The organism is Sanguibacter sp. HDW7 (genome assembly GCF_011300875.1).
Classification (GTDB): Bacteria; Actinomycetota; Actinomycetes; order Actinomycetales; family Cellulomonadaceae; genus Flavimobilis.
The window spans coordinates 494,160-515,054 of the sequence record NZ_CP049862.1 but is presented as its reverse complement, the minus strand read 5'-3'; the positions used below and the strand labels follow the sequence as shown (position 1 = coordinate 515,054).

Here is a 20,895-nt window from a genome sequence, read left to right as displayed (position 1 = left end):
TCCGCCGTCACCCCGCAGCGGCCGGACGCACGCCGGGGACATCGCGCCCGTCCGACGCGCCAGCCGGTCAGCTGAGCAGCGCGAGCACGTAGATGCCGAAGAGCACGAGGTGCACCGCGCCGTGGACGGCCGTGGCCCGTCGGCCCGAGAAGGTCGCGACCGACAGCAGGAGCGTCGTCGCGAGCAGCACGAGGTTCGCCGGGGACTCCGCGAGCAGCACCCGCTGCCCCGTGAGCATGCCGATGACGAGGACGACGGGGATCGTCAGGCCGACGGTCGACACGAGCGCACCGTGGCAGAGGTTGCTCACCCGCTGCCCCTCGCCCGCGAGCGCCGCCCGCACCGACGTGAGCGACTCAGGCAGGAAGACGATGAGCGCGATGAGCACGCCGGCGAGCGCGACGGGCGCACCGAGCCGGCCGAGCCCGTCGTCGAGCAGCGACGCCATGTCGTGGGAGAGCAGGACGATCGGGAGCACGGTCGCGACGAGCAGGCCGAGGCGCGTGAGAATCTCGCGCCGGTGCTCGCGCAGGGTGCGCGCGAACGGCTCCCTCGGCGCAGGGGCGGGGGCCTCGCCGGCGGCGGGGCTCACGTCGGCGTCGACCTCGCGGAAGTCGTCCGCCCGCGGCCCCGTCTGCTGCTGGAGGAAGAACGCGTAGAGGCCGACAGTGAGCACGACGACCGGCACCGCCTGGACCACGGAGTAGGAACCCTCGGAGCCGACGTACGCGGGAAGCGCGAACGCGAGCGCGAGCAGGACGACGAGCAGCGCGAGGTATGTGGAGACGCCGGCACGGTTGTGCCCGAGCGACCCGCGGCGCAGCCCGCCGACGAGCAGAGAGGCACCGACGACGAGGTTGAGGATGATCATCGACACGGCCATGACCGAGTCGCGCGCGATGCTCGCGTGCTCGCCAGGGCCCAGCATGACGGCCGCGATGAGCACGACCTCGATGATGACGATCGACAGCGTGAGGACGAGCGTGCCGTACGGGTCGCCGAGACGGTGGGCCAGGGCCTCGGCCTGCGTGACGACGCCGAAGGCGCAGACGACGACGACACCGACGATGACGACGAGGGCGGCCACGAGGAGCGGGCCCGGGAGCGGGGGCTCGAGGATGCCGCCGACGGCGAGGAGGACCGCGTAGGCGACCCAGCCGAGGCCTGCGCGGACGATGTCGGCGCGCGTGACGAGGGGGGCGGACGTGGTGGTCATGGTGTGCTTCTCCGTGCCGAGGTCGTCCTCGGCCCGTGAGGGACGTCCGGGTCGTCCCGGACGGCGCGGGGTGGGCACGCGCGTGAGCCCCAGGCTACCCGAGACGCCCCGCGTCGGACGGGGACGGTGGCCGACGTCACCGGCCGGGTCGTTAGGGTTGGGTCATGAGCGAGATCCCCGCGACGGTGTCCGAGACCTTCGATCCCCAGAGGTGGCGGACCGTCGCCGGCTTCGAGGACCTCGTCGACATGACGTACCACCGCGGCGTCGAGCGGACGCTGGGCGAGGACGGCTCGGTGACCGCCGAGCGCGACCTGCCCGTCGTGCGCGTCGCGTTCGACCGGCCCGAGGTCCGCAACGCGTTCCGACCCGGCACCGTCGACGAGCTCTACCGGATCCTCGACCACGCCCGGCTCACCTCGGACGTCGGCACCGTCCTCCTCGCCGGCAACGGCCCCTCGCCGCGTGACGGCGGCTGGGCGTTCTGCTCGGGCGGCGACCAGCGCATCCGCGGCCGCGACGGCTACCGCTACGCGGAGGGCGAGACCGCGGACACCGTCGACCCCGCGCGTGCCGGGCGCCTCCACATCCTCGAGGTGCAGCGGCTCATCCGGACGATGCCCAAGGTCGTCGTCGCGGTCGTCGACGGCTGGGCCGCGGGCGGCGGGCACTCGCTCCACGTCGTGGCCGACCTCTCGATCGGCTGCCGCGAGCACGCACGCTTCAAGCAGACCGACGCGAACGTCGGCTCGTTCGACGGCGGCTACGGCTCCGCCTACCTCGCCCGCCAGATCGGCCAGAAGCGCGCCCGCGAGATCTTCTTCCTCGCCCGCGAGTACTCCGCGCAGGACGCGTACGACTGGGGCGCGCTCAACGAGGTTGCCGAGCACGACGACCTCGAGGCCCTGGCGCTCGAGTACGCGCTGACGATCGCGCGGAAGTCGCCGCAGGCGATCCGCATGCTGAAGTTCGCGTTCAACCTCGCCGACGACGGGCTCATGGGCCAGCAGGTCTTCGCGGGCGAGGCGACGCGCCTCGCGTACATGACCGACGAGGCTGTCGAGGGCCGCGACGCGTTCCTCGAGCACCGCGACCCGGACTGGTCGTCGTACCCGTACCACGTCTGACGCCTGCTCCCCCTCCCCCTCCGACCCTCTCGACCCGTAGGTCCGGAGCACCGTCGAACGGTGCTGGAGACCTACGAGTCGGGCGAAAGGGTGGGCCGACGCCGGGCAGGCGTACCGCCCTGCGCAACGACTGGACCGGAGGGCGGACAGCCCGCAGGATGGTGCCATGAGCATCCCCACCGTCACCCTCCACAACGGCGTCGAGATCCCCCAGCTCGGGCTCGGCGTCTTCCAGGTCCCCGAGGACGGCACGCAGGCACTCGTCGAGGACGCCCTCGCGTCCGGCTACCGCCACATCGACACCGCGGCCGGCTACTACAACGAGGAGGGCGTCGGCGCCGCCCTCGCCGCGTCCGGCCTGCCGCGCGAGGACATCTTCGTCACGACGAAGCTCCGCAACGGCGACCAGGGCTTCGACAAGACCCTCAGGGCGTTCGAGAGCTCCCGCAAGGCCCTCGGCGTCGACGTCGTCGACCTCTACCTCATCCACTGGCCCGTGCCGAGCCTCGACCTCTACGTCGAGACGTGGCGCGCCTTCGAGAAGCTCTACGCGGACGGCGCCGTCCGCGCGATCGGCGTCTCGAACTTCCTCCCCGACCACCTCGACCGCCTCGTCGCCGAGGCCGAGATCCTGCCCGTCGTCAACCAGGTCGAGGTCCACCCGACGCTCCAGCAGGCCGACGTCCTCGCGAACACCCTCGGCCACGGCATCGCCGTCGAGGCCTACTCCCCGCTCGGCCGCGGCAAGGACCTCGACGACCCCGCCGTCGCCGCGATCGCCGCGCGACTCGGCGCGACTCCCGCCCAGGTCATCCTGCGCTGGCACCTCGACGCCGGCCGCATCGTCATCCCCAAGTCGGTGACGCCCGAGCGCTACCGCGCCAACCTCGCCGCCGTCGAGCTCGAGCTCACGGACGCCGACCGTGCCGCGATCGACGCCCTCGAGGAGGGCAACCGCCTCGGCGCCCACCCCGCGACGGCCGCCTTCACGCAGTACCGCGACTGACGCACGTACGACGACGGGGCCCCGGCAGCGCATGCTGCCGGGGCCCCGTCGTCGTGGGCCACGCTCCCCCCTGCGGGGCGGGGCTGCTCAGGGAGGCCTCGCCTCAGCCCGTGACGAAGAACTTCAGCGCGAGCTCGACGGCTTCGCGCAGGCCGAGCGCGAGTGCGGTCGCGAGTCCGGTGAGGAGCGCGACCGACAGCGCCGCGGGCGCCGTCGACGTGCGCCACGAGTCGTGGTCGCGACGGGTGCGGGAGGGGCGGACGACGCGGCGCACCGCGCCGTCGGAGCCGGACGGTCGGGGGATGTGGTGCGCGTGGGTCGTGGTCATGGCTCCACCCTCGCGTCCGGCACCTCGGCCGCGCGTCGGCCGCGAGGCTGGACATGACGACGGCGTCTCCCCCGTGCGGGGGAGACGCCGTCATACCGGGGTCGGACTCAGTCGACCGTGTACGTGCTCTTGCCCTTGTTGAGCATCTCGATCCACGTGTTGCCGGGAGCGAGAAGGATCGGCTCGCCGTCCTTGCCGACGAGCTCGAACGGCGTGGAGTCGTCGGTCTTCGTCCACGTCGCGACGATCGATCGGCCGCCCGTGAGCACCAGCGCCTTCCCCTTCCCCCTGAACGCCTGGTCGGGGACGGGCGCGCCGCCCTGCGCGTCCATCTTCGAGTCACGCTGCTCGGTCTCGATGAGGACGACGTTCGTCGCGCGGAGCTGCTTGCCGTTCGCGCCCATCGCCTTCGCCGAACCTTCAGACCGCAGCCAGACGTCGGCCTCGCCGTCCCACGCCCAGCCGGGCCGCGCGGCCGACGACAGCGCGATCGCGATCGAGGACGTCGACTTGCCGTCCACGGTCGCGGTCGCGTCCTTCGCGTCAGCGGCGTACTGCAGCTGCTGTGCAGGGGCGGCGGAGTGGGTGGAGTCAGCGGCCTTCCAGATCGTCACGAGGTCCGCGTAGACGTTGTGGGGGGCTCGACGCGCCGAGCTGCGCGAGAGACCCGCCGCGCCCGCGTCATTGGAGATCGCCTGGACAGCCTCGGCGCGGCTGATCCGGCCGAGCATCTTCGACTGCGCGCCCGAGAACACGAAGAGCGGCTTGAGCGGGGAGATCGCACGCAGGTCGACCGGTCGCGCGGAACGGACCGGGCCGACCGTCTCGGGGGTCTTCGACTGGTAGACCGCGATGAAGCGCGAGACCTCGAACTCGACGATCGTCTCCCAGACGATATCGGCGTCCTCGAGCCCGGACTGAGGGCGAGCCGCAGCCGTGTTCTCGACCTTCACAGCGATCGCAGGACGATTGGGGACCTCGTCGACCGCGACGCCCGTGAGGGGGTAGACGATCGGCCCCTCGGGGGTCGGCGCGTCGGTCTTCGTCGGCTCGACGGACGCATCGACCGTCACGGTCGGCGTCGGCGGCGCAGGCTGCGGGTCCGCGTCCTTGCTGCACGCGGCGAGCCCCAGCGTCGCGACGAGCGTCCCGACGAGGGCCACGACGGCACCCCGCCCTCGCGTGGTCCTACGGTTCACGTTCATCACCTCTCGTGCCTGCCCCGTGCGCCTCGGCTGCGCACGCGTCCGCAAGCCTACGTCCGCGGCTAGGGTGGTCCGGTGCACCGTCCCGTCATCTGGCCTGCAGTCTCAGGATTCTCGGACCACTCGCTGCCCGACCTCCTGCGGGCGGCCCTCGACGGCTCGGGGCCTGCACTTCTCGCTCAGCCGGTGCCCCCCTCCGACGCTCTGGCGGCCTCGGCCACGGCCCCTGCGGGTGTTCCCGAGGACGTCGCGCTCATCGTCGGCACGTCCGGTTCGACGGGGCTGCCGCGGCGCGTCATGCTCACGGCTGCCGCCCTGCGTGCGTCGGCCGCGGCGAGCGCCGAGCGGCTCGGGGGGCAGGGTTCCTGGCTCCTCGCGCTGCCGACGACGCACGTCGCAGGCATGCAGGTCGTCGTGCGCTCGGTCCTCGCGGGGACGACGCCGACGCTCCTCGAGGGCCCGTTCCGTGCGGCGGCGTTCGTCGAGGCCGTCGGACGCATGCCGGCCCGCACGGCCGCGCCGGGCGGCGGGCGGTTCACGTCGCTCGTGCCGACGCAGCTCCACCGGCTCCTCGAGCCGGGGCCCGACGCCCCCGCGGCGCTCGAGGCCCTGCGGTCGTTCGACGCGATCCTCGTGGGCGGCGCCGCGCTCGCACCCGAGCTTGCGGCGCGCGCCGCCGCCGCGGGCGTCCGCGTCGTCACGACGTATGGCATGTCCGAGACGTGCGGCGGCTGCGTGTACGACGGGATCCCGCTCACGGGCGTGCGCATCCGCACGTCTGCCGAGGGGCACGTCCTCGTCTCCGGTCGCGTCCTGTCGATCGGCTACCTCGACGACGACATCGCTGACGCGCAGTCGTACACGACGATCCACGGCGGCCGCTGGCTGCGCACGCGAGACCTCGGCACGCTCGAGCTGTCCGAGGACACGTCGTTCCTCACCCTCACCGTCCACGGCCGCTCGGACGACGTCATCGTCACGGGCGGCGAGAAGGTCGTCGCGGGTGCCGTCGAGGCGGCGCTCGCCGGCTGGCGGGGGCTCGGCGAGGTCGCCGTCGTCGGGGTGCCCGACGACGAGTGGGGCACGGCCGTCGTCGCCGTCGCGACCCTCGCCCCCGGCGCGGCCGCACCGACGCTCGACGAGGTGCGCGCGCACGTCCGCGCGACCGTCGCCCCGCCCGCCGCTCCCCGCGCGCTCGAGATCGTCGACGCCGTGCCGACTCTCGGCATCGGCAAGCCCGACCGTGACGCGGTGCGCGACCTCGTCGTCGGGCGCCGGCCCGGCACCGTGACGCCGCTGCCGACGCAGGACCTCGGCGACGCCTGAGCGTCGTCGCGCACGTCACGCGGCCAGCACGTACCCGCCTGCCGGGGCACGCGCGACGTGCCGATAGTCTCGGGACCATGGCCACACCAGCGCAGTGGGTCGCCGGAGCGCGTCCCCGCACACTGCCCGCAGCCGCCGCCCCCGTCCTCGTCGGCTCGGGCGCCGCCGCCCACGCGGGCGCGTTCGACGGCGGTCGTGCGCTCCTCGCCCTCGGCGTCGCGCTCGCGCTCCAGGTGGGCGTCAACTACGCGAACGACTACTCCGACGGCATCCGCGGCACGGACACCGACCGGGTCGGCCCGCTGCGCCTCACGGCGTCGCTGCTCGCGCCCGCGAAGCACGTCAAGCGCGCTGCGTTCCTCGCGTTCGGCATCGGCGCTCTCCTCGGCCTGTGGCTCGTCGCGCTCACAGGGCAGTGGTGGCTCGTCGCGGTCGGCGCCGCGTGCGTCGCCGCCGGCTGGTTCTACACGGGCGGGAAGAAGCCGTACGGGTACCTCGGGCTCGGCGAGATCTTCGTCTTCGTGTTCTTCGGGCTCGTCGCGACGATCGGTACGACGTACACGCAGGTCGGCCACGTCACGTGGCCGTCCGTCGTCGGCGCCGTCGCGATCGGTCTCGTCGCGTGCGCGATCCTCATGGTCAACAACATCCGCGACATCCCCACCGACGTCGTCGCGGGCAAGCGCACCCTCGCGGTGCGGTTCGGCGACCGTCGTGCGCGGCGCGCGTACGTCGGGATGATCGCCGGGTCGTGGCTGCTCGCGCTCTCGCTCGCGCTCGCGTCGCCGTGGGTGCTCGTCGTCGGGCTGCTCGGGCTGCCCGTCGTGCTGCTGTGCCTGCCCGTGCTCGCGGGTGCGCGCGGCAAGCTGCTCGTGCCGGTCCTCGGCGGGACGGGCATGTACGAGCTCGCGCTCGGCGCGCTCGTGGCCCTGGGCCTGGCTCTGTAGCGCACCCGGCCCGGCTCTCCGGACGGATTGACGGCTTCCCACCATTGAACGGTCGGAAGCCGTCAATCCGTGGGACGCGGGTCAGAGGTTGTCGGTCTCGGCGTCCTCGGCCTGTGCGTCCGGGTCGTCGGTGCCGTCGGCGATCTTCTGCTTGCGCGCCTCCGCGCGCTCAGCGAGCCACAGCGACGCGCGGTCCCGCTGCGGGCGCAGCACGAGCAGCGAGACGAGGAACGTCAGCACGACGGCGAGCAGCGGCCACAGGACGTCACGAGCTCCGACGAGCCACAGCAGCGGCATGAGCACGACGAAGATGAGCACACGCCACAGCGTGTAGGCGACGAGAGGCACGGCACCAGCCTAGGCGCACTAGGCTGGCCCCATGCGCTACGTCGGGTTCCTGCTGCTCGTCGCCGTCGTCGTCTACACGGTCACGGACATCATCAACGCTCCCGACGAGGACCTCCACGGCCTGCCCCGCGGCATCTGGATCGTCCTCGTCGTCCTCATCCCCGTGCTCGGCTCCGTCGTGTGGTTCGCCGTGAGCCTCAACGGCCGCCGCAGCCGCGGCGAGGCCCTCGGCGGCCCCCGTGGCGGCATGCGCACCGCCCCCGGCGGCGCACCCGCACCCGGTCGCCAGGGACCCGTCGCGCCTGACGACGACCCCGAGTTCCTCTGGCGCCTCGAGCAGGAGCGTCGTCGTCGTGCCGGTGAGGCCGGGACCGACGGCACGACCCCGCCCACCGCGGACGACAGCCCGCGCTGACCTGCGGACGCACCGCACGGGGCGTCCCCGCGCGCATCCACCCCCCGCGTCGATATCTTGTCGACGGAGGTCCCGCACGGGGACCGCGACCCAGGGGGTGCAGCATGACGCTCTACGGAGCCCTGTTCCAGCAGTTCGCCGAGAACACCTCGCAGGACCAGTTCAGCCTGCAGGGCAGCAAGATGCTCAAGATCAACATGGGCTTCGGGCCCGTCTGGTCGCGGTCGGGCGCCATGGTCGCCTACCAGGGCGATGTGCGCTTCGAGAAGAAGAGCCAAGGTGCCGCCCGCTTCCTCAAGTCCGCCGTCACCGGCGAGGGCCTCGACCTCATGAAGTGCTCCGGCGCGGGCCAGCTCTTCCTCGCGGACAGCGCCTCGAACGTCCAGATCATCTACCTCGAGAACGACATGATCTCGATCAACGGCGCCAGCGTCCTCGCGATCTCCGACTCGATCCAGTGGGACATCAAGATGATCAAGCCCGGCGCCGGCATGGCCGCGGGCGGGCTCTCGAACGTCGTCTGCCAGGGCACGGGCTACGTCGCCGTGACGACGGCAGGCGAGCCCGTCGCGCTCAACGTCGCCGAGGCGCCGACGTTCGGCGACCCGCAGGCCGTCGTCCTGTGGACCTCGGGCGTGCAGATGAACGTCAAGGTCGACACGGGCGGCCTCGGTTCGATGCTCCGCGGCGGGTCCGGCGAGACGTTCCAGCTCGCGTTCGGCGGGCAGGGCGTCGTCGTCGTCCAGCCGAGCGAGGGCTTCCACCTCGGTTGAAGGGACCGTCGCCGCGGCGACGGGATCGACCTCCCGTTCGAGGCGATCGGCGAGGCCGCAGGGCACGTGCTCGGCGGGGCGACGAGGGTCGCCGGGCGCGCGGTCGAGGGCCTCGGCGACCTCGTGCCGTAGCGATCCCGCGCGGCGTCGCCTGTCGTCGCGACTCGTAGGTCTGGAGCACCGTCCGATGGTGCTCCAGACCTACGAGTCACCAGGGGCCAGCGACTCGTAGGGCCCCAGCGCCATCGAACGGTGCTGGGGCCCTACGAGTCGTGGAAGTGGGTTGTCAGACGCCCGAGTAGGAGTGCTTGCCGCTGAAGAGGATGTTGACGCCCGTGAAGTTGAACAGGACGCACAGGTAGCCGACGACGACGAACCACGCCGCCCGACGCCCGGACCAGCCGCGCGTCGTCCGCGCGTGCAGGTACGCCGCGTAGACGACCCAGATGACGAACGACCAGACCTCCTTGGGGTCCCAGCCCCAGTAGCGGCCCCACGCGTCCTCTGCCCACACGGAGCCCGAGACGAGCGTGAACGTCCACAGGACGAAGCCGACCGCGTTGATGCGGAAGCTCAGCAGCTCGAGCTGCGCAGCCGTCGGCACCTGGTCGAGCCACGACCACATGCGCGACGCGAGCATCGGCGAACCCTCGTCGCGCGACTCCCGCAGCAGCTGCGTGACCGACGCCGCGAACGCGACCGTGAAGATGCCCGTCGCGAACACCGCGATGCCCACGTGGATGACGAGCCAGTACGACTGCAGCGCGGGCTGCACGCCGGCGGCCGCGACGTGGAACGCGTTGAGCGCGACGACGATCGCGAGCGTCACGAGCCCCGAGACGATGACGCCGAGGAAGCGGATGTCCCAGCGCCGCTGCACGACGAGGAACACTCCCATCGCGAAGAACGCGCCCACGAGCACGAACTCGTAGAGGTTCGCCCACGGCGCGCGCCCGGCGGCGACGCCGCGCGTGACGATGGCGGCGAGGTGCAGCGCGAGGCCCATCCACGCGACCGACATCGCGATGCCGAGCGGCTTCGAGACGCTCCACGCCTTCCACGGGGAGGTGAGGGACGCGGCGCGCCGGGCCGTGGCCTCGGAGACCGCGCCGGCGCTCGTCGTGTCACGGACCGCAGGGTCGACGACGTCCGTGGCGACGGTCGACGCCCCGGACGTCGGCGTCGCGGTTGCAGCGCCGACCGCGACCTCCTCACGGGCGACGGAGCGGACGCCGAGGCGTCCGGAGAGGTCGATCGCGAAGGCGACGAACGCGATGGCATAGGCGCTCGCGGTCCCCCAGGCGAGGAGGTCGCTCATCTCACCGACGGTGGTCATGGGGTGTCTCCAGGGTCGTCGGTCGTCGGACGGGTATCCGGCGCAGGATCATGGGCATCGAGGTACGCGAGCAGGGCGTCTACCTCGGGTTGCAGGCCGGCATCGTCCGTGCGCGCCAGGCCTGCGGTCTCGACCACTGTACGCGCGGTGCCGTCCGCGTCGGAACGGGTGCTCACGCGCAGCCACACGCGGCGGCGCGGCGTGAAGAGCGACAGCATGAGCCCGCCGATCGCAGAGAACGCGAAGATCGCGATCCACGTGAGCGCCGGGTCGTGGCGCAGGTCGAGGGCCACGAAGCGCGGGATGTCCTCGAGCGTGAGCGTGCCGAGGCCGTCAGGCAGGTCGAGCGTCTGCCCCGGCGTGAGCATGAGCGTCACGGGCTCGCCGTCGGACGTTCGCGCCTGCGTCATGTCCTTCGTCTCGAGCTCGTAGACGTTCTGCGGCACGCCGTCGTCGAGACCCAGGTCGCCCGTCCACACGGTGAGGACGACGACGGGGTTGAGCAGGCCCGGGTGCAGCGACCGGACGCCCTGAGCCGTGAGCTGGGCGGTCGGCAGGAGGTAGCCGACGAGGCCGATCTGCTCGCCCGTGACGACGTCGGGCACCTTGACGACGCCGCGCGACGTGTACACCTGGTCCTCGGGGATGAACGGCACCGTGCCCGCGAACGTCACGTTGCCGTCGGCGTCCTTGACCGTGAGGCGCGGCGCGTAGCCGTTGCCCTGGAGGTAGACCTTGGCGCCCTCGATCTTCAGCGGGTGGTTGACCTTCACCGTCTCGGGGCGCGTGCCGGCCGGGTCCGTCACGGAGACGAACGCCGTGAAGTCCTTCGCGACGGGCACGGGGTCGTCCGTGAACGTCGACGTGAACTCGTCGAGCACCATCGTGAACGGCGGCAGGCTCTCCTCGCGGAACCACGGGCCCTTCGCGAAGGTGTCGTACGCGCTCACGGAGTTCGCGAAGCCGCGGCCCTGGACGACGATCGCCTGGCCCCGGTACTGGAACGCCTGCCCGAGCCCCACCGAGATGAGCAGACCGACGAGGGCGAGGTGGAAGAGGATGTTGCCGGTCTCGCGCAGGTAGCCGCGCTCGGCGGCGACGACGTGGACGGGCCCGGGCTCGCCCTCGGGAGCGCGCACGCCGGGGCTCGTCTCGGTGCCGCGCTCGACGCGGAAGCGCGGCAGCGGGCCGCGGCCCCGCAGGTGCGCGGCGGCGGCCTCGGCGACCTGGTCCGGCGTGTACTCGGCCGCGTACGTGCGCGCCCCCTGCGCTGGGTAGCGCCCCAGGCGGCGCGGGGTGCGGGGCGGGCGCGCGCGCAGCGCGACCCAGTGGACCTTCGCGCGCGGCAGGATGCAACCGACGAGCGAGACGAAGAGCAGCAGGTAGATCGCCGAGAACCACACCGAGCCGTAGACGTCGAACATCTGCAGCTTGTCGAGCCACGGTGCGACGTCCGGGTTCTTGTCGAAGAACTCCACGACCTTCGACGGGTCCTGCGGGCGCTGCGGGATGGTCGAGCCGGGCACGGCCGCGACCGCGAGGAGCATGAGGAGCAGGAGCGCAACCCGCATGCTCGTCAGCTGGCGCCAGCCCCAGCGGATCCAGCCGACGACGCCGAGCGCGGGCAGCTCGCCCGAGCCCTTCGACGTGCGCTGCGGCGCGGCGCCGTCCTCGGTGAACGCGTCGTCGATGCCCTCGGGGCGGTACGCGTTCACAGGAGTGTCTCGAATCCGCCGATGGTCCCGGCGAGGGACTGCGTCCAGCTCGCCCACAGGCCTGTGACGAGCGCGAGGCCGATGAGGACGAGCATCACCCCACCCGCCCGGGAGATGCCGACGCGGTGCGCGCGCATGAGCTCCACCATCTTCTTCGAGGAGTCGAGGCCGAGGGCGATGCCGAGGAACGGCAGGCCCAGGCCGAGGCAGTAGGCGATCGCGAGGATCGCGCCACGCGCGGCCGTCCCCTGCTCGAGGGACAGCGCGGAGATCGCGACGAGGGTGGGCCCCATGCAGGGCGTCCAGCCGAGACCGAAGACGACGCCGAGCAGGGGGGCGCCGCCGAGGCCCGCGGTCGGGACGACGGGGAGGCGCACCGTGCGCTGGAGGGGCGCGAACGCCCCGAGGAACGCAAGACCCATGAGGATGACGATCGCGCCGAGCCAGCGGGTGATCGTCGTCTGGTGCTGCGCGAGCTGCGCGCCGACCTGGCCGAAGAGCGCGCCGTACGCGACGAAGACAATGGTGAAGCCGAGGACGAACAGCGCGACGCCGAGCAGGAGTCGGCCGCGCCGCGGGGCCGCGACGGCAAGGGTGCCGTCGGCCGCAGGAACGGGGCGCGCCGCGCCCTGCCCGGCCATGCCGCCGAGGAACCCGAGGTAGCCCGGCAGGAGCGGCAGCACGCACGGCGACGCGAACGACACGACACCCGCGAGGAGCGCGATCGGCAGGGCGAGCAGGAGCGAGCCGGAGAAGACCGTCGTGCCCGCCGACGCGAGGACCGTCGTCACGGCGTCCGCGGGCACGCTCACGCCTGCTCGGCGAGGACGTCGTCGATGAGTGCGTCGAGCGTCGTGCGGTCGAGGAGACCGAGGACGCGGGCCGCGACACGGCCCTGACGGTCGAGGACGAGCGTCGTCGGCGTCGCCGCGATCGGCGCGACGCCCTGGAGCGCGGCGGTCGCAGTGCCCTCGCGGTCGTCGATCGTCGGGTAGGGGATCTCGAACTTCTTCTCGAACGCCTGGGCCGCGCCCGCGTCGTCGGTGCGGTTGATCCCCACGAGGTGGACGCCGTCAGCGGCACGGTCGGCCGCGATCGCGGCGAGGTCGGGCGCCTCGACGCGGCACGGCGGGCACGCCGCGAACCACGTGTTGACGACGACGACGTCGCCGCGCCACGCGCTCGTGTCGACAGGGTCGCCCGCGTAGTCGGTCCCGGTGAGCGTCACGGGCTCGCCGCGCTCGGCGACCGCCCACTGACGCGTCGAACCGTCGCCCGAGACGTAACCCTGGTTGGCGACCTGCTCGCCCACGTCGCCGTCGGCCGTGCAGCCGGCGAGCACGAGCGCGCCGGCCGCGAACGCTGCCGCGAGCGCGAGGGTCCGGCGGCGGCTCACGCCCCGGCGACCTTGTTCGCGCCAGGGAGGAGGTCCGCGGCGGGCTCGGTGTAGCTGAGGCCCACGAAGCGGTCGCCGTCGAAGCGCAGCGACGTCACCGAGGCGAGCGAGCACTCGCGCTTGCGCGGGTCGTGGAAGTAGCGGCGGCCCTCGAACGAGGAGCGCGTGATCCACACGGGCAGCTGGTGAGAGACGAGGACGGCCTCGTGGCCCTCGGCGAGCGCTCGGGCGTCGTCGATCGCGGCGCGCATGCGCGCGACCTGGTCCTTGTAGGCCTCGCCCCACGACGGGCGCCACGGGTTCCACAGCTTGGGCCAGTGCTGGGGGTGGCGCAGGGAGCCGTCGCCGACGCCGAACGTCATGCCCTCGAAGTAGTTGCCGGCCTCGATGAGACGCTCGTCGGTGCCGAGCTCGAGCCCGAAGGCCGCGGCGATGGGGGTCGCGGTCTCCTGGGCGCGCTGGAGCGGGGACGCGATGACGTGCGTGATGTCGTGCCGGATCGGCTTGACGTCGTCGGGGGTCGTCGCGACGCGCTCGCCCGCGAGGTGGGCGGCGACCGTGCGGGCCATCGCGTGGCCGCGCTCGGACAGGTGGTAGCCGGGCAGGCGTCCGTAGAGGATGCCCTCGGGGTTGTGGACCTCACCGTGACGCATGAGGTGGACCGTCGTCAGTGCCATGTCTCCATGCTTCCAGAGTTCGAGGGACCTCGGTCCCGGACGGGGTGTGACGTGGGACGCGTCCGAGGTCCTCAAGCCTGAACGAACGGGACGCGCGGGGGTTCCCGGGTGCGCCGCGGGCGGGGCGCGGCTCAGCGGGCCGAGTCCGCCACGCGGCGCATGATCTCCGTCAGTATCGCCGCCTCGGCGGGCTCGAGGAGGTCGACGAGGTGGCGTCGCACGGACGCGACGTGGCCAGGTGCGGCAGCGACGAGCGCGGCGCGGCCCGCGTCGGTGAGCTCGCAGTTGACGCCGCGACCGTCCGCCTGGCACGCGACACGTCTCACGAGGTCCCGGGACTCGAGGCGGCGGACGGTGTGCGTGATGCGGCTGCGGGAGTGGGCGAGGGAGTCGGCGAGCTCGGACATGCGCAGGGTCTGCTCGGGCGACTCGTCGAGGCGCACGAGGACGGCGTACTCGCCGAGGGTGAGGCCGTGGTCGGTCTCGAGCTGGCGTGTGAGGGCCTCCGCGAGGCGCATCGAGCCCTCGAGGTAGGCGCGCCACGTGGACTGCTCGGCCTCGTCGAGCCAGGGCCCGGTGGTGTCGGGCATGAGGCCTCCGGAAGAAGTTTCGGGCAAATCCGGTCCCAGTGTTGCGGACTCGAGCCGCGCGGGCTAATCTGATTGAAGATTCACTTGAAGCAACAACCGATGCAGGTGGATCGACCACCGCATCTTCCAGGAGGACCCCATGACCGCACTGCCCACGAACCTCACCGCCGGCACCTACGTCGCCGACCCGACCCACACCCAGGCCGGCTTCACCGTCCGCCACGCGGGCATCTCCAAGGTCCGTGGCACCGTGCCCGTCACCACCGCGACGATCGTCGTCGGCGACGACATCGAGTCGTCCTCCGTCACCGCGACGCTCGACGCCGCGGGCATCACCACGGGCGACGCGAACCGCGACGGCCACCTCCGCTCGGCCGACTTCTTCTCGACCGACGAGCACAACACCTGGACCTTCGCCTCGACCTCCGTCACGGCGGACGGCGACGACTACGAGGTCGTCGGCGACCTCACGATCGCCGGCGTGACCAAGCCCGCGACGCTCGCGCTCGAGTACACCGGCTCCGCCACCGACCCGTTCGGCAACCCGCGCGCAGCCTTCGAGGCCACGACGACGATCTCCCGCAAGGAGTGGGGCATCACGTGGAACGCGGCCCTCGAGGCCGGCGGCGTGCTCGTCTCCGACAAGGTCGTCATCGCGCTCGACGTCTCGGCCATCAAGCAGGCCTGACGCACCGCAGCAGCACCGCCGCAGCCCCCCGCACCGTCCGCGTGCGGGGGGCTGCGGCGCGCCCGGGCCCGGACGCGCGGCCACCCGCCCGTCGCGGCCGCGCTCTCACGATCACCCCGCAGGTCATCCTGCCGGGCCGACCGTTCCGATTGCGGGCCCCGAGGGCAGGGCGCACGCTCGACTCGGGACCGGGTGCCCGACGTCGTGCACCCGGGCGCTTCGGCGTGGCTGCGCCGATGCACCCTCGCGCGTGCCCCCTGCGCCCGCGACGGTCCCGCTGACCGACCGGGAGGACCGCATGACTGCTCGCACCTCACGGCGCCCAGGCGCCTGGCTCGTCACCACCGTCACCGCAGCGCTCGCCGTCGGCACCGTCGGTGCCGCCGCCACCGCGACCGCCGCCGACGACCCCGGGGGCACCGCGTCCCCCGTCCCCGCCGCAGCGCCCCGCGCCCTCGGCAAGAACGCGAAGATCCTCGGCGGGCTCGGCACGCTCACCGGGACCCGCTCCGTCTTCGTCCAGCTCGCGGGCGACGGGGCGGCCGACGCCGCCGCGTCCGCCACGGGCACCACCGCCAAGCGCAAGGCCGTCAAGGACCGCCGCGCGGCCGTGAGCCGCACGGCCGACGCGGTCCTCAAGGAGGCCCGCCGCACCGACAAGCGCGCGACGGCGCTCTACGAGGTCGCCAACGCCGTGCCCGGCGTCGCGATCCGCGCCGACGTCGACACGCTCGTGCAGCTCGCCGAGCGCACGGACGTCGTCGCGATCCTGCCGATCATCCCCAAGGAGCCGTCCAACGCCGGCGCGACGTCCCTCACCCGGGCGCTGCAGACCTGGCAGGCCCTCGGCGAGACCGGCAAGGGCATGACGATCGGGGTCATCGACACCGGCATCGACTACACCCACGCGGGCTTCGGCGGCGCCGGGACCGTCGCCGCGTACGAGGCCGCGCTCGCGACGTCGTCGGACGCCTGGACCCCGACAGCCAAGGTCGTCGGCGGCTGGGACTTCGTCGGCGACAACTACAACGCCGACCCCGACGCGGACGACTACCAACCCGTCCCCCATCCCGACCCCAACCCGCTCGACTGCCAGGGCCACGGCTCCCACGTCGCCGGCACCGCCGCCGGGCAGGGCGTCCTCGCCAACGGCTCGACGTTCACGGGCAACTACTCGAAGCTCACCCCGGCCGCGCTGCTCGACATGACCGTGGGGCCGGGCGTCGCGCCCGCCGCAAGCCTCTACGCCCTCAAGGTCTTCGGCTGCACGGGCTCCACGAACGAGGTCATCGCCGCCCTCGACCGCGCGCTCGACCCGAACGGCGACGGCGACCTCTCCGACAAGCTCGACGTCGTCAACCTCTCGCTCGGCTCCGACTACGGCGTCGCCGACGACCCCGAGAACCTCGTCATCGACAAGCTCGCGCGGCACGGCGTCATGCCGGTCCTCTCCGCGGGCAACAACGGCGACCTCACCGACACGGGCGGCTCCCCCGGCAACGCCGTGCGCGGCCTCGCCGTCGCCAGCTCCGTCGACCCCTACCAGCTCCGCGACGGCCTCGTGGTCGACGCCCCCGCGAACGTCGCCGGCACCGCGTCCGGCCAGTTCTCGGTCGCGTACGACTGGTCGAGCGCACCGGTGAGCGGCGACGTCGTCGTCCTCGGCGGGGCGAACGCCGACGGCTGCGCGGCCCTGAGCGCCGCAGACGCCGCGAAGGTCGCGGGCAAGATCGCGTGGCTCACGTGGGACGACAACGACGCGACGCGACGCTGCGGCTCCGCAGGACGCGCCAACAACGTCACGGCCGCCGGCGCGATCGGCTCGATCTTCACCTCGGGCCTCGACGTCTTCGGGGCCGGGATCTCCGGCAACGCGGCGATCCCGATCATCCAGCTGCCTGCCGCGCAGACGGCCCGCCTCCAGCCCGCCGCCTCGGCCGGCACGCTCCGCGTGACCTTCGACGGCTCGCTCCAGGGCACGATCAAGGACGTCACGCCGTCGATCGCCGACACGATCAGCTCGTTCACGTCGCGCGGCGTCCACGGCTCGCTCGGCGTCGTCAAGCCCGACGTCACCGCCCCCGGCGACACGATCACCTCGGTCGGCATGGGCACGGGCTCCGGCTCGATGACGATCAACGGCACGTCGATGGCCGCACCGCACGTCGCGGGCATCGCCGCGCTCGTCCGCGCGACGCACCCCTCGTGGGACGTCGAGCGCGTCAAGGCAGCGATCATGAACACCGCGACGCACGACCTGCACACGTCGGACGGCACGATCTACGGCCCCGCCCGCGTGGGCGCCGGCCGCGTCGACGCGCTGTCCGCCGTGACGACCGACCTCGTCGCGTACGCCTCGGCAGGCTCGGGCGCCGTCTCGGCGTCGTTCGGCGTCGTCGCCGCGCCCATCACGAAGAGCAAGGTCACCGAGCGTCGCACCGTGACGGTCCGCAACACCGGACGCACGACGAAGGACGTCCGCGTCACCTACGAGGCCGCGACGACCCAGCCGGGCGTCAGGTACACGGTCTCGCCGTCCAGCGTGCGCGTGCGCGCGGGCGGCACCGCGAAGGTCACCGTGACGATGACGGTGCAGCCCTCGAAGCTGCGTCGCACGATCGACCCGACGATGGACGCCACGCAGGTCAACCCGTACACGGGCGGCACCGAGGCACGGCAGTTCGTCGCCGACGCGTCGGGCCGCATCGTCCTCACCGCACGGGGCGACGAGCTCCGCGTGCCCGTCTACGGCGCCGCCAAGCCGACCTCGCAGACCACTGCGACCGTGCAGACGTCGAAGAAGGCCGACCCGGTGATCCGCCTGCGCGGCACCGGCATCGACCAGGGCTCCGGCTCGAGCGCGTACACCTCGCTCGCGTCCGTCCTCACGCTCGGCGAGACCTCGGGCAAGCTGCCGAGGTGCACGGCCAAGGTGACGACCGGCTGCGTGTCGATCGCCTCCGAGCGCGCGGGCGACCTGCGGTACGTCGGCGCCGGTTCCGTGGCGGGGTCCGGCGGCTACGCCGACGGCCTGCTCTGGTTCGGCATCGCCACGTGGGGCGACTGGGCGACCATCGGCAACACGACCATCCCGTACGTCGACCTCGACGTCGACGGCGACGGCCGGGCCGACTACGAGGTGTACGTGCAGAACGCCCCGAGCACCGACCTCCTCGAGGCGCTGCTCGTCGACCTCCGCACGGGCGCGCCGGTCTCGATCATCCCGGCGAACCTCGCCGAGGGTGACACCGACACCAACGTGTTCGACTCCAACGTGCTGCTCATCCCCGTCGACCCGGCGGCGATCGGCATGCCCGCGGGGGCCACGTCGTTCCCGGTGACCTACCAGGTCGGCATGTACTCCGGGTACACGGGCGAGGACGTCGACACGTCGGGTGCGATCGCGTACGACGCGGCCGACCCCGACATCGTCGTCGACTCCCCGCTCTACGTCGACGCACCCGGAACCATCGGGTACAAGCTCGGCTCGGGCGTGGCGAAGGGCGCGAAGGCGCTCGTCCTCCACCTCCACGGCGAGGAGGGCGAGCGGGCCCAGGTGCTCACCATGCCCGCGGCGTCGTCGCCGACGAAGCCGCCGAAGGGCAAGAAGCACCACAAGCACCGTGACCACATCACGCGGTCGAAGGGTCACCACTCGTTCGTGAGGTGACCTCGTAGCGCACGGCGCCCCCGCACCCCTTCGAGGGTGCGGGGGCGCCGTGCTGCGCCGGAGGTCCGAGGTGCGACGCTCGGCGGCTCGTCAGACCGCCGGCACGCCAGGTCGCACAGCGAGCGCGTGCCCGACGAGCGTGCGCAGCACCGCGAGGCCGTCGCGCGAGAGGACCGACTCGAGATGGCCCTGGACGCTCGCGAACGCCTCCCCGCGCAGCACGTGGACCTCGCCCGCCGCGCCCGCCGCGACGCGCACCTCGCCGACGTCCGTCGTCAGCGCCTCCGTGCCCGGGGCGACGTACGCCGCGAAGGTGTTGTAGAAGCCGACGAGCGCCTGCTGCCCGTCGAGTTCGATCTCGAGCGGAATCCCCTGCCGCGGCGCGGGCAGCGGCTCGACGGGCAGCCCGAGCCGGTGCGCGACCACCTGGTGGCTCAGGCACACCGCGAGCAGCGGCCTGCGCTGCGCGAGCCGGCGCCCGACGACGTCGTGGAGCCGCGTGAGGCGCGGCGAGCCGTCGCGGGGATCGCCCGGGCCGGGGCCGGCGACGACGAGGTCGGCCGCGTCGAGATCGTCGTCCGTCACGGCGTCCCAGGGCACGACGACGGCCTCGAGGCCGAGGTGACGGAGCTGGTGGGCGAGCATCGTCGTGAAGGCGTCCTCCGCGTCGACGACGACAGCGCGCGTCGGCCTGCCCACAGGCACCGTCGTGGCCGGTGCGTCCACAGGACCGGCCGTCGCGGGTGCGCCCTGGTCCTCGAGCCAGAAGGATGCGAGGCGGGCGTTGCGGGCCGCGAGCGCGGTGAGCACGCCCGGGTCCGTGTGCGCCCCGTCCCGGGACGGGGCGCGCACGGGCCGCGGCACGACACCGAGCGCCCCGAGGACGCCCGACGCCTTCGCGGTCGTCTCCGCCGTCTCCGAGGCGGGGTCGGAGTGGCGCACGATCGTCGCGGCCGCCGGCACCGTGAGCCGGCCGCCCGCGAGGTACGCGGTGCGGATGAGGATCGGGGCGTCGAGGTCGTGGGAGGCGGCGGCCCCCTCGGCGCCCGGGCGCGGCGTGAAGAGCGCCGCGACGCCCGAGTAGTAGCCGCGCCCACGTCCCTCGTGCCGCGTGAGGACCGTGCACGCCGAACGCATGGGCGAGCCCGTGACGGTCGGCGCGAACATCGTCGCGCGCAGCACGTCCCGCGGGTCGAGGTGCGTACGGCCCGTGAGCGCGTACTCCGTGTGCGTGAGGCGCGACATCGGCCGCAGGAACGGTCCCGAGACGCGCCCGCCGTCCGGGCAGACCGCGCTCATCATCTTGAGCTCCTCGTCGACGACCATGAAGAGCTCCTCGGTCTCCTTGGTCGACGCGAGAAACTCGAGCATCTGCTCGCGCGTCGGTGGCTCGGCACCGTGCCGGAGCGTCCCCGAGATCGGCGTCATCGTCACCTCGCCGTCGCGCACCGACACGTGGACCTCGGGCGTCGCACCGACCGCGACGTGCCCCTCCGTGACGATCGCGAACGTCCAGTACGCGCCCGTCTCCGTCGCGAGCAGGCTGCGGAACCACGTGAGCGCCGCGGTCACGGCGTCCGCGTCGACGCGCCCCCGGCGGTCACGGCGCACGACGAAGCTCGAGCCCGACCCACGCCCGATCTCGTCGGTCACGACCCGCCGCACGGTCTGCGCGTACGCGTCGTCGTCGATGTCGAAGCCCTCGTCGACCACGTCGACGGGCTCCGCGGGCAACGCCGCGAGCGCGTCGGCCCGCACAAGGACGCGGCGCTCGTCGACGACGAGGCAGCGCAGCGGGGCGTCGTCGTCGACCGCGTCGAAGCCGAGCTCACGCACCTGCCGGAACGGCACGAGCGCGAGCACCTCCCGCGGACGGCCGGCCGCGTCGTGCAGCGGGATCTCGTCGAGCAGGTCGACGTCGACCGCGGTGCCCGTGAGCACCTCGACGTCGCCGCCCTCGCGGGCGAGGAGCGCGAACGGCGGGCGGAGACTCGCGACGACCGACGCCGGGTCGGCGCCGGGCGCGGGCTCGGCCTCGAGCACGCGGGCATCGCCCGACACACCGGGAGGGGTGGGCTGCGCGGATGCGTCGTCGGCAGGAACGTCGGTCCTGGTCATCATGTCTCCTGGGG

At 72.9% G+C, this 20,895-nt stretch carries 19 protein-coding genes; 8 read left to right on the top strand and 11 right to left on the bottom strand.

The window, feature by feature from the left end; translation table 11 throughout:
- Positions 1 to 67: 67 nt before the first annotated feature.
- The gene (locus G7063_RS02380) at positions 68 to 1,216 is read right to left on the bottom strand and encodes a calcium:proton antiporter (RefSeq protein ID WP_166412918.1); all 1,149 of its coding nucleotides are present in this window, start codon (positions 1,214 to 1,216) and stop codon (positions 68 to 70) included.
- A gap of 164 nt (positions 1,217 to 1,380) precedes the next feature.
- Between G7063_RS02380 and G7063_RS02375 the strand changes: the two genes are divergently transcribed.
- Complete coding sequence (locus tag G7063_RS02375; protein WP_166412917.1) at positions 1,381 to 2,343, top strand: 1,4-dihydroxy-2-naphthoyl-CoA synthase; 963 nt, start codon at positions 1,381 to 1,383, stop codon at positions 2,341 to 2,343.
- Positions 2,344 to 2,509: 166 nt separating this feature from the next.
- Positions 2,510 to 3,349, top strand: coding sequence for an aldo/keto reductase (locus tag G7063_RS02370; protein ID WP_206188193.1), 840 nt, complete (start codon positions 2,510 to 2,512; stop codon positions 3,347 to 3,349).
- 103 nt (positions 3,350 to 3,452) lie between these two features.
- Here the strand turns inward: G7063_RS02370 and G7063_RS02365 are convergent, their stop codons facing one another.
- Positions 3,453 to 3,677 (bottom strand): hypothetical protein, encoded by a 225-nt coding sequence (locus G7063_RS02365; protein ID WP_166412916.1) that lies wholly within the window; start codon positions 3,675 to 3,677, stop codon positions 3,453 to 3,455.
- A gap of 107 nt (positions 3,678 to 3,784) precedes the next feature.
- Entirely contained in the window at positions 3,785 to 4,876 is a 1,092-nt protein-coding gene (locus tag G7063_RS02360; protein WP_240916163.1) for a DUF3048 domain-containing protein, read from the bottom strand.
- A gap of 81 nt (positions 4,877 to 4,957) precedes the next feature.
- On the opposite strand from G7063_RS02360, the gene G7063_RS02355 reads away from it, so the two are divergent.
- Positions 4,958 to 6,208 (top strand): AMP-binding protein, encoded by a 1,251-nt coding sequence (locus G7063_RS02355; protein WP_240916162.1) that lies wholly within the window; start codon positions 4,958 to 4,960, stop codon positions 6,206 to 6,208.
- A gap of 77 nt (positions 6,209 to 6,285) precedes the next feature.
- Positions 6,286 to 7,155 carry a 1,4-dihydroxy-2-naphthoate polyprenyltransferase gene (locus G7063_RS02350; protein WP_166412914.1) on the top strand — a complete coding sequence of 290 codons (870 nt, stop codon included), beginning with the start codon at positions 6,286 to 6,288 and terminating at the stop codon, positions 7,153 to 7,155.
- Between the two features lie 81 nt (positions 7,156 to 7,236).
- Here the strand turns inward: G7063_RS02350 and G7063_RS02345 are convergent, their stop codons facing one another.
- Positions 7,237 to 7,503 carry a DUF4229 domain-containing protein gene (locus G7063_RS02345; RefSeq protein ID WP_166412913.1) on the bottom strand — a complete coding sequence of 89 codons (267 nt, stop codon included), beginning with the start codon at positions 7,501 to 7,503 and terminating at the stop codon, positions 7,237 to 7,239.
- Positions 7,504 to 7,534: 31 nt separating this feature from the next.
- Between G7063_RS02345 and G7063_RS02340 the strand changes: the two genes are divergently transcribed.
- Entirely contained in the window at positions 7,535 to 7,918 is a 384-nt protein-coding gene (locus G7063_RS02340; protein ID WP_166412912.1) for a PLD nuclease N-terminal domain-containing protein, read from the top strand.
- A 104-nt stretch (positions 7,919 to 8,022) separates the two neighbouring features.
- Positions 8,023 to 8,691 carry an AIM24 family protein gene (locus tag G7063_RS02335; RefSeq protein WP_166412911.1) on the top strand — a complete coding sequence of 223 codons (669 nt, stop codon included), beginning with the start codon at positions 8,023 to 8,025 and terminating at the stop codon, positions 8,689 to 8,691.
- 286 nt (positions 8,692 to 8,977) lie between these two features.
- Here the strand turns inward: G7063_RS02335 and ccsB are convergent, their stop codons facing one another.
- The 6 genes from ccsB to G7063_RS02305 form a co-directional block, all read right to left on the bottom strand.
- Complete coding sequence (gene ccsB, locus G7063_RS02330; RefSeq protein WP_166412910.1) at positions 8,978 to 10,027, bottom strand: c-type cytochrome biogenesis protein CcsB; 1,050 nt, start codon at positions 10,025 to 10,027, stop codon at positions 8,978 to 8,980.
- Positions 10,024 to 11,742 (bottom strand): cytochrome c biogenesis protein ResB, encoded by a 1,719-nt coding sequence (locus G7063_RS02325; protein ID WP_370520729.1) that lies wholly within the window; start codon positions 11,740 to 11,742, stop codon positions 10,024 to 10,026. Before G7063_RS02325 ends, ccsB begins: the two co-directional genes overlap by 4 nt.
- Entirely contained in the window at positions 11,739 to 12,554 is an 816-nt protein-coding gene (locus G7063_RS02320) for a cytochrome c biogenesis protein CcdA (RefSeq protein WP_240916161.1), read from the bottom strand. The genes G7063_RS02325 and G7063_RS02320 overlap by 4 nt, the downstream gene beginning before the upstream one ends.
- Complete coding sequence (locus G7063_RS02315; RefSeq protein ID WP_240916160.1) at positions 12,551 to 13,138, bottom strand: TlpA disulfide reductase family protein; 588 nt, start codon at positions 13,136 to 13,138, stop codon at positions 12,551 to 12,553. The genes G7063_RS02320 and G7063_RS02315 overlap by 4 nt, the downstream gene beginning before the upstream one ends.
- Positions 13,135 to 13,815: a histidine phosphatase family protein gene (locus G7063_RS02310; protein ID WP_166412909.1), complete on the bottom strand. Its 681-nt coding sequence runs from the start codon at positions 13,813 to 13,815 to the stop codon at positions 13,135 to 13,137. The genes G7063_RS02315 and G7063_RS02310 overlap by 4 nt, the downstream gene beginning before the upstream one ends.
- Before the next feature lie 131 nt (positions 13,816 to 13,946).
- Positions 13,947 to 14,405 carry a MarR family winged helix-turn-helix transcriptional regulator gene (locus tag G7063_RS02305; RefSeq protein ID WP_166412908.1) on the bottom strand — a complete coding sequence of 153 codons (459 nt, stop codon included), beginning with the start codon at positions 14,403 to 14,405 and terminating at the stop codon, positions 13,947 to 13,949.
- Between the two features lie 139 nt (positions 14,406 to 14,544).
- Here G7063_RS02305 and G7063_RS02300 point away from each other — a divergent pair, with 139 nt between their 5' ends.
- A complete protein-coding gene (locus G7063_RS02300; RefSeq protein ID WP_166412907.1) occupies positions 14,545 to 15,093 on the top strand; it encodes a YceI family protein in 549 nt (182 codons plus the stop codon).
- 298 nt (positions 15,094 to 15,391) lie between these two features.
- Positions 15,392 to 18,763 carry a S8 family serine peptidase gene (locus G7063_RS02295; protein ID WP_166412906.1) on the top strand — a complete coding sequence of 1,124 codons (3,372 nt, stop codon included), beginning with the start codon at positions 15,392 to 15,394 and terminating at the stop codon, positions 18,761 to 18,763.
- A gap of 90 nt (positions 18,764 to 18,853) precedes the next feature.
- On the opposite strand, the gene G7063_RS02290 is transcribed toward G7063_RS02295, so the two are convergent.
- Positions 18,854 to 20,881, bottom strand: coding sequence for an anthranilate synthase family protein (locus tag G7063_RS02290; RefSeq protein WP_166412905.1), 2,028 nt, complete (start codon positions 20,879 to 20,881; stop codon positions 18,854 to 18,856).
- Positions 20,882 to 20,895 lie beyond the last annotated feature (14 nt).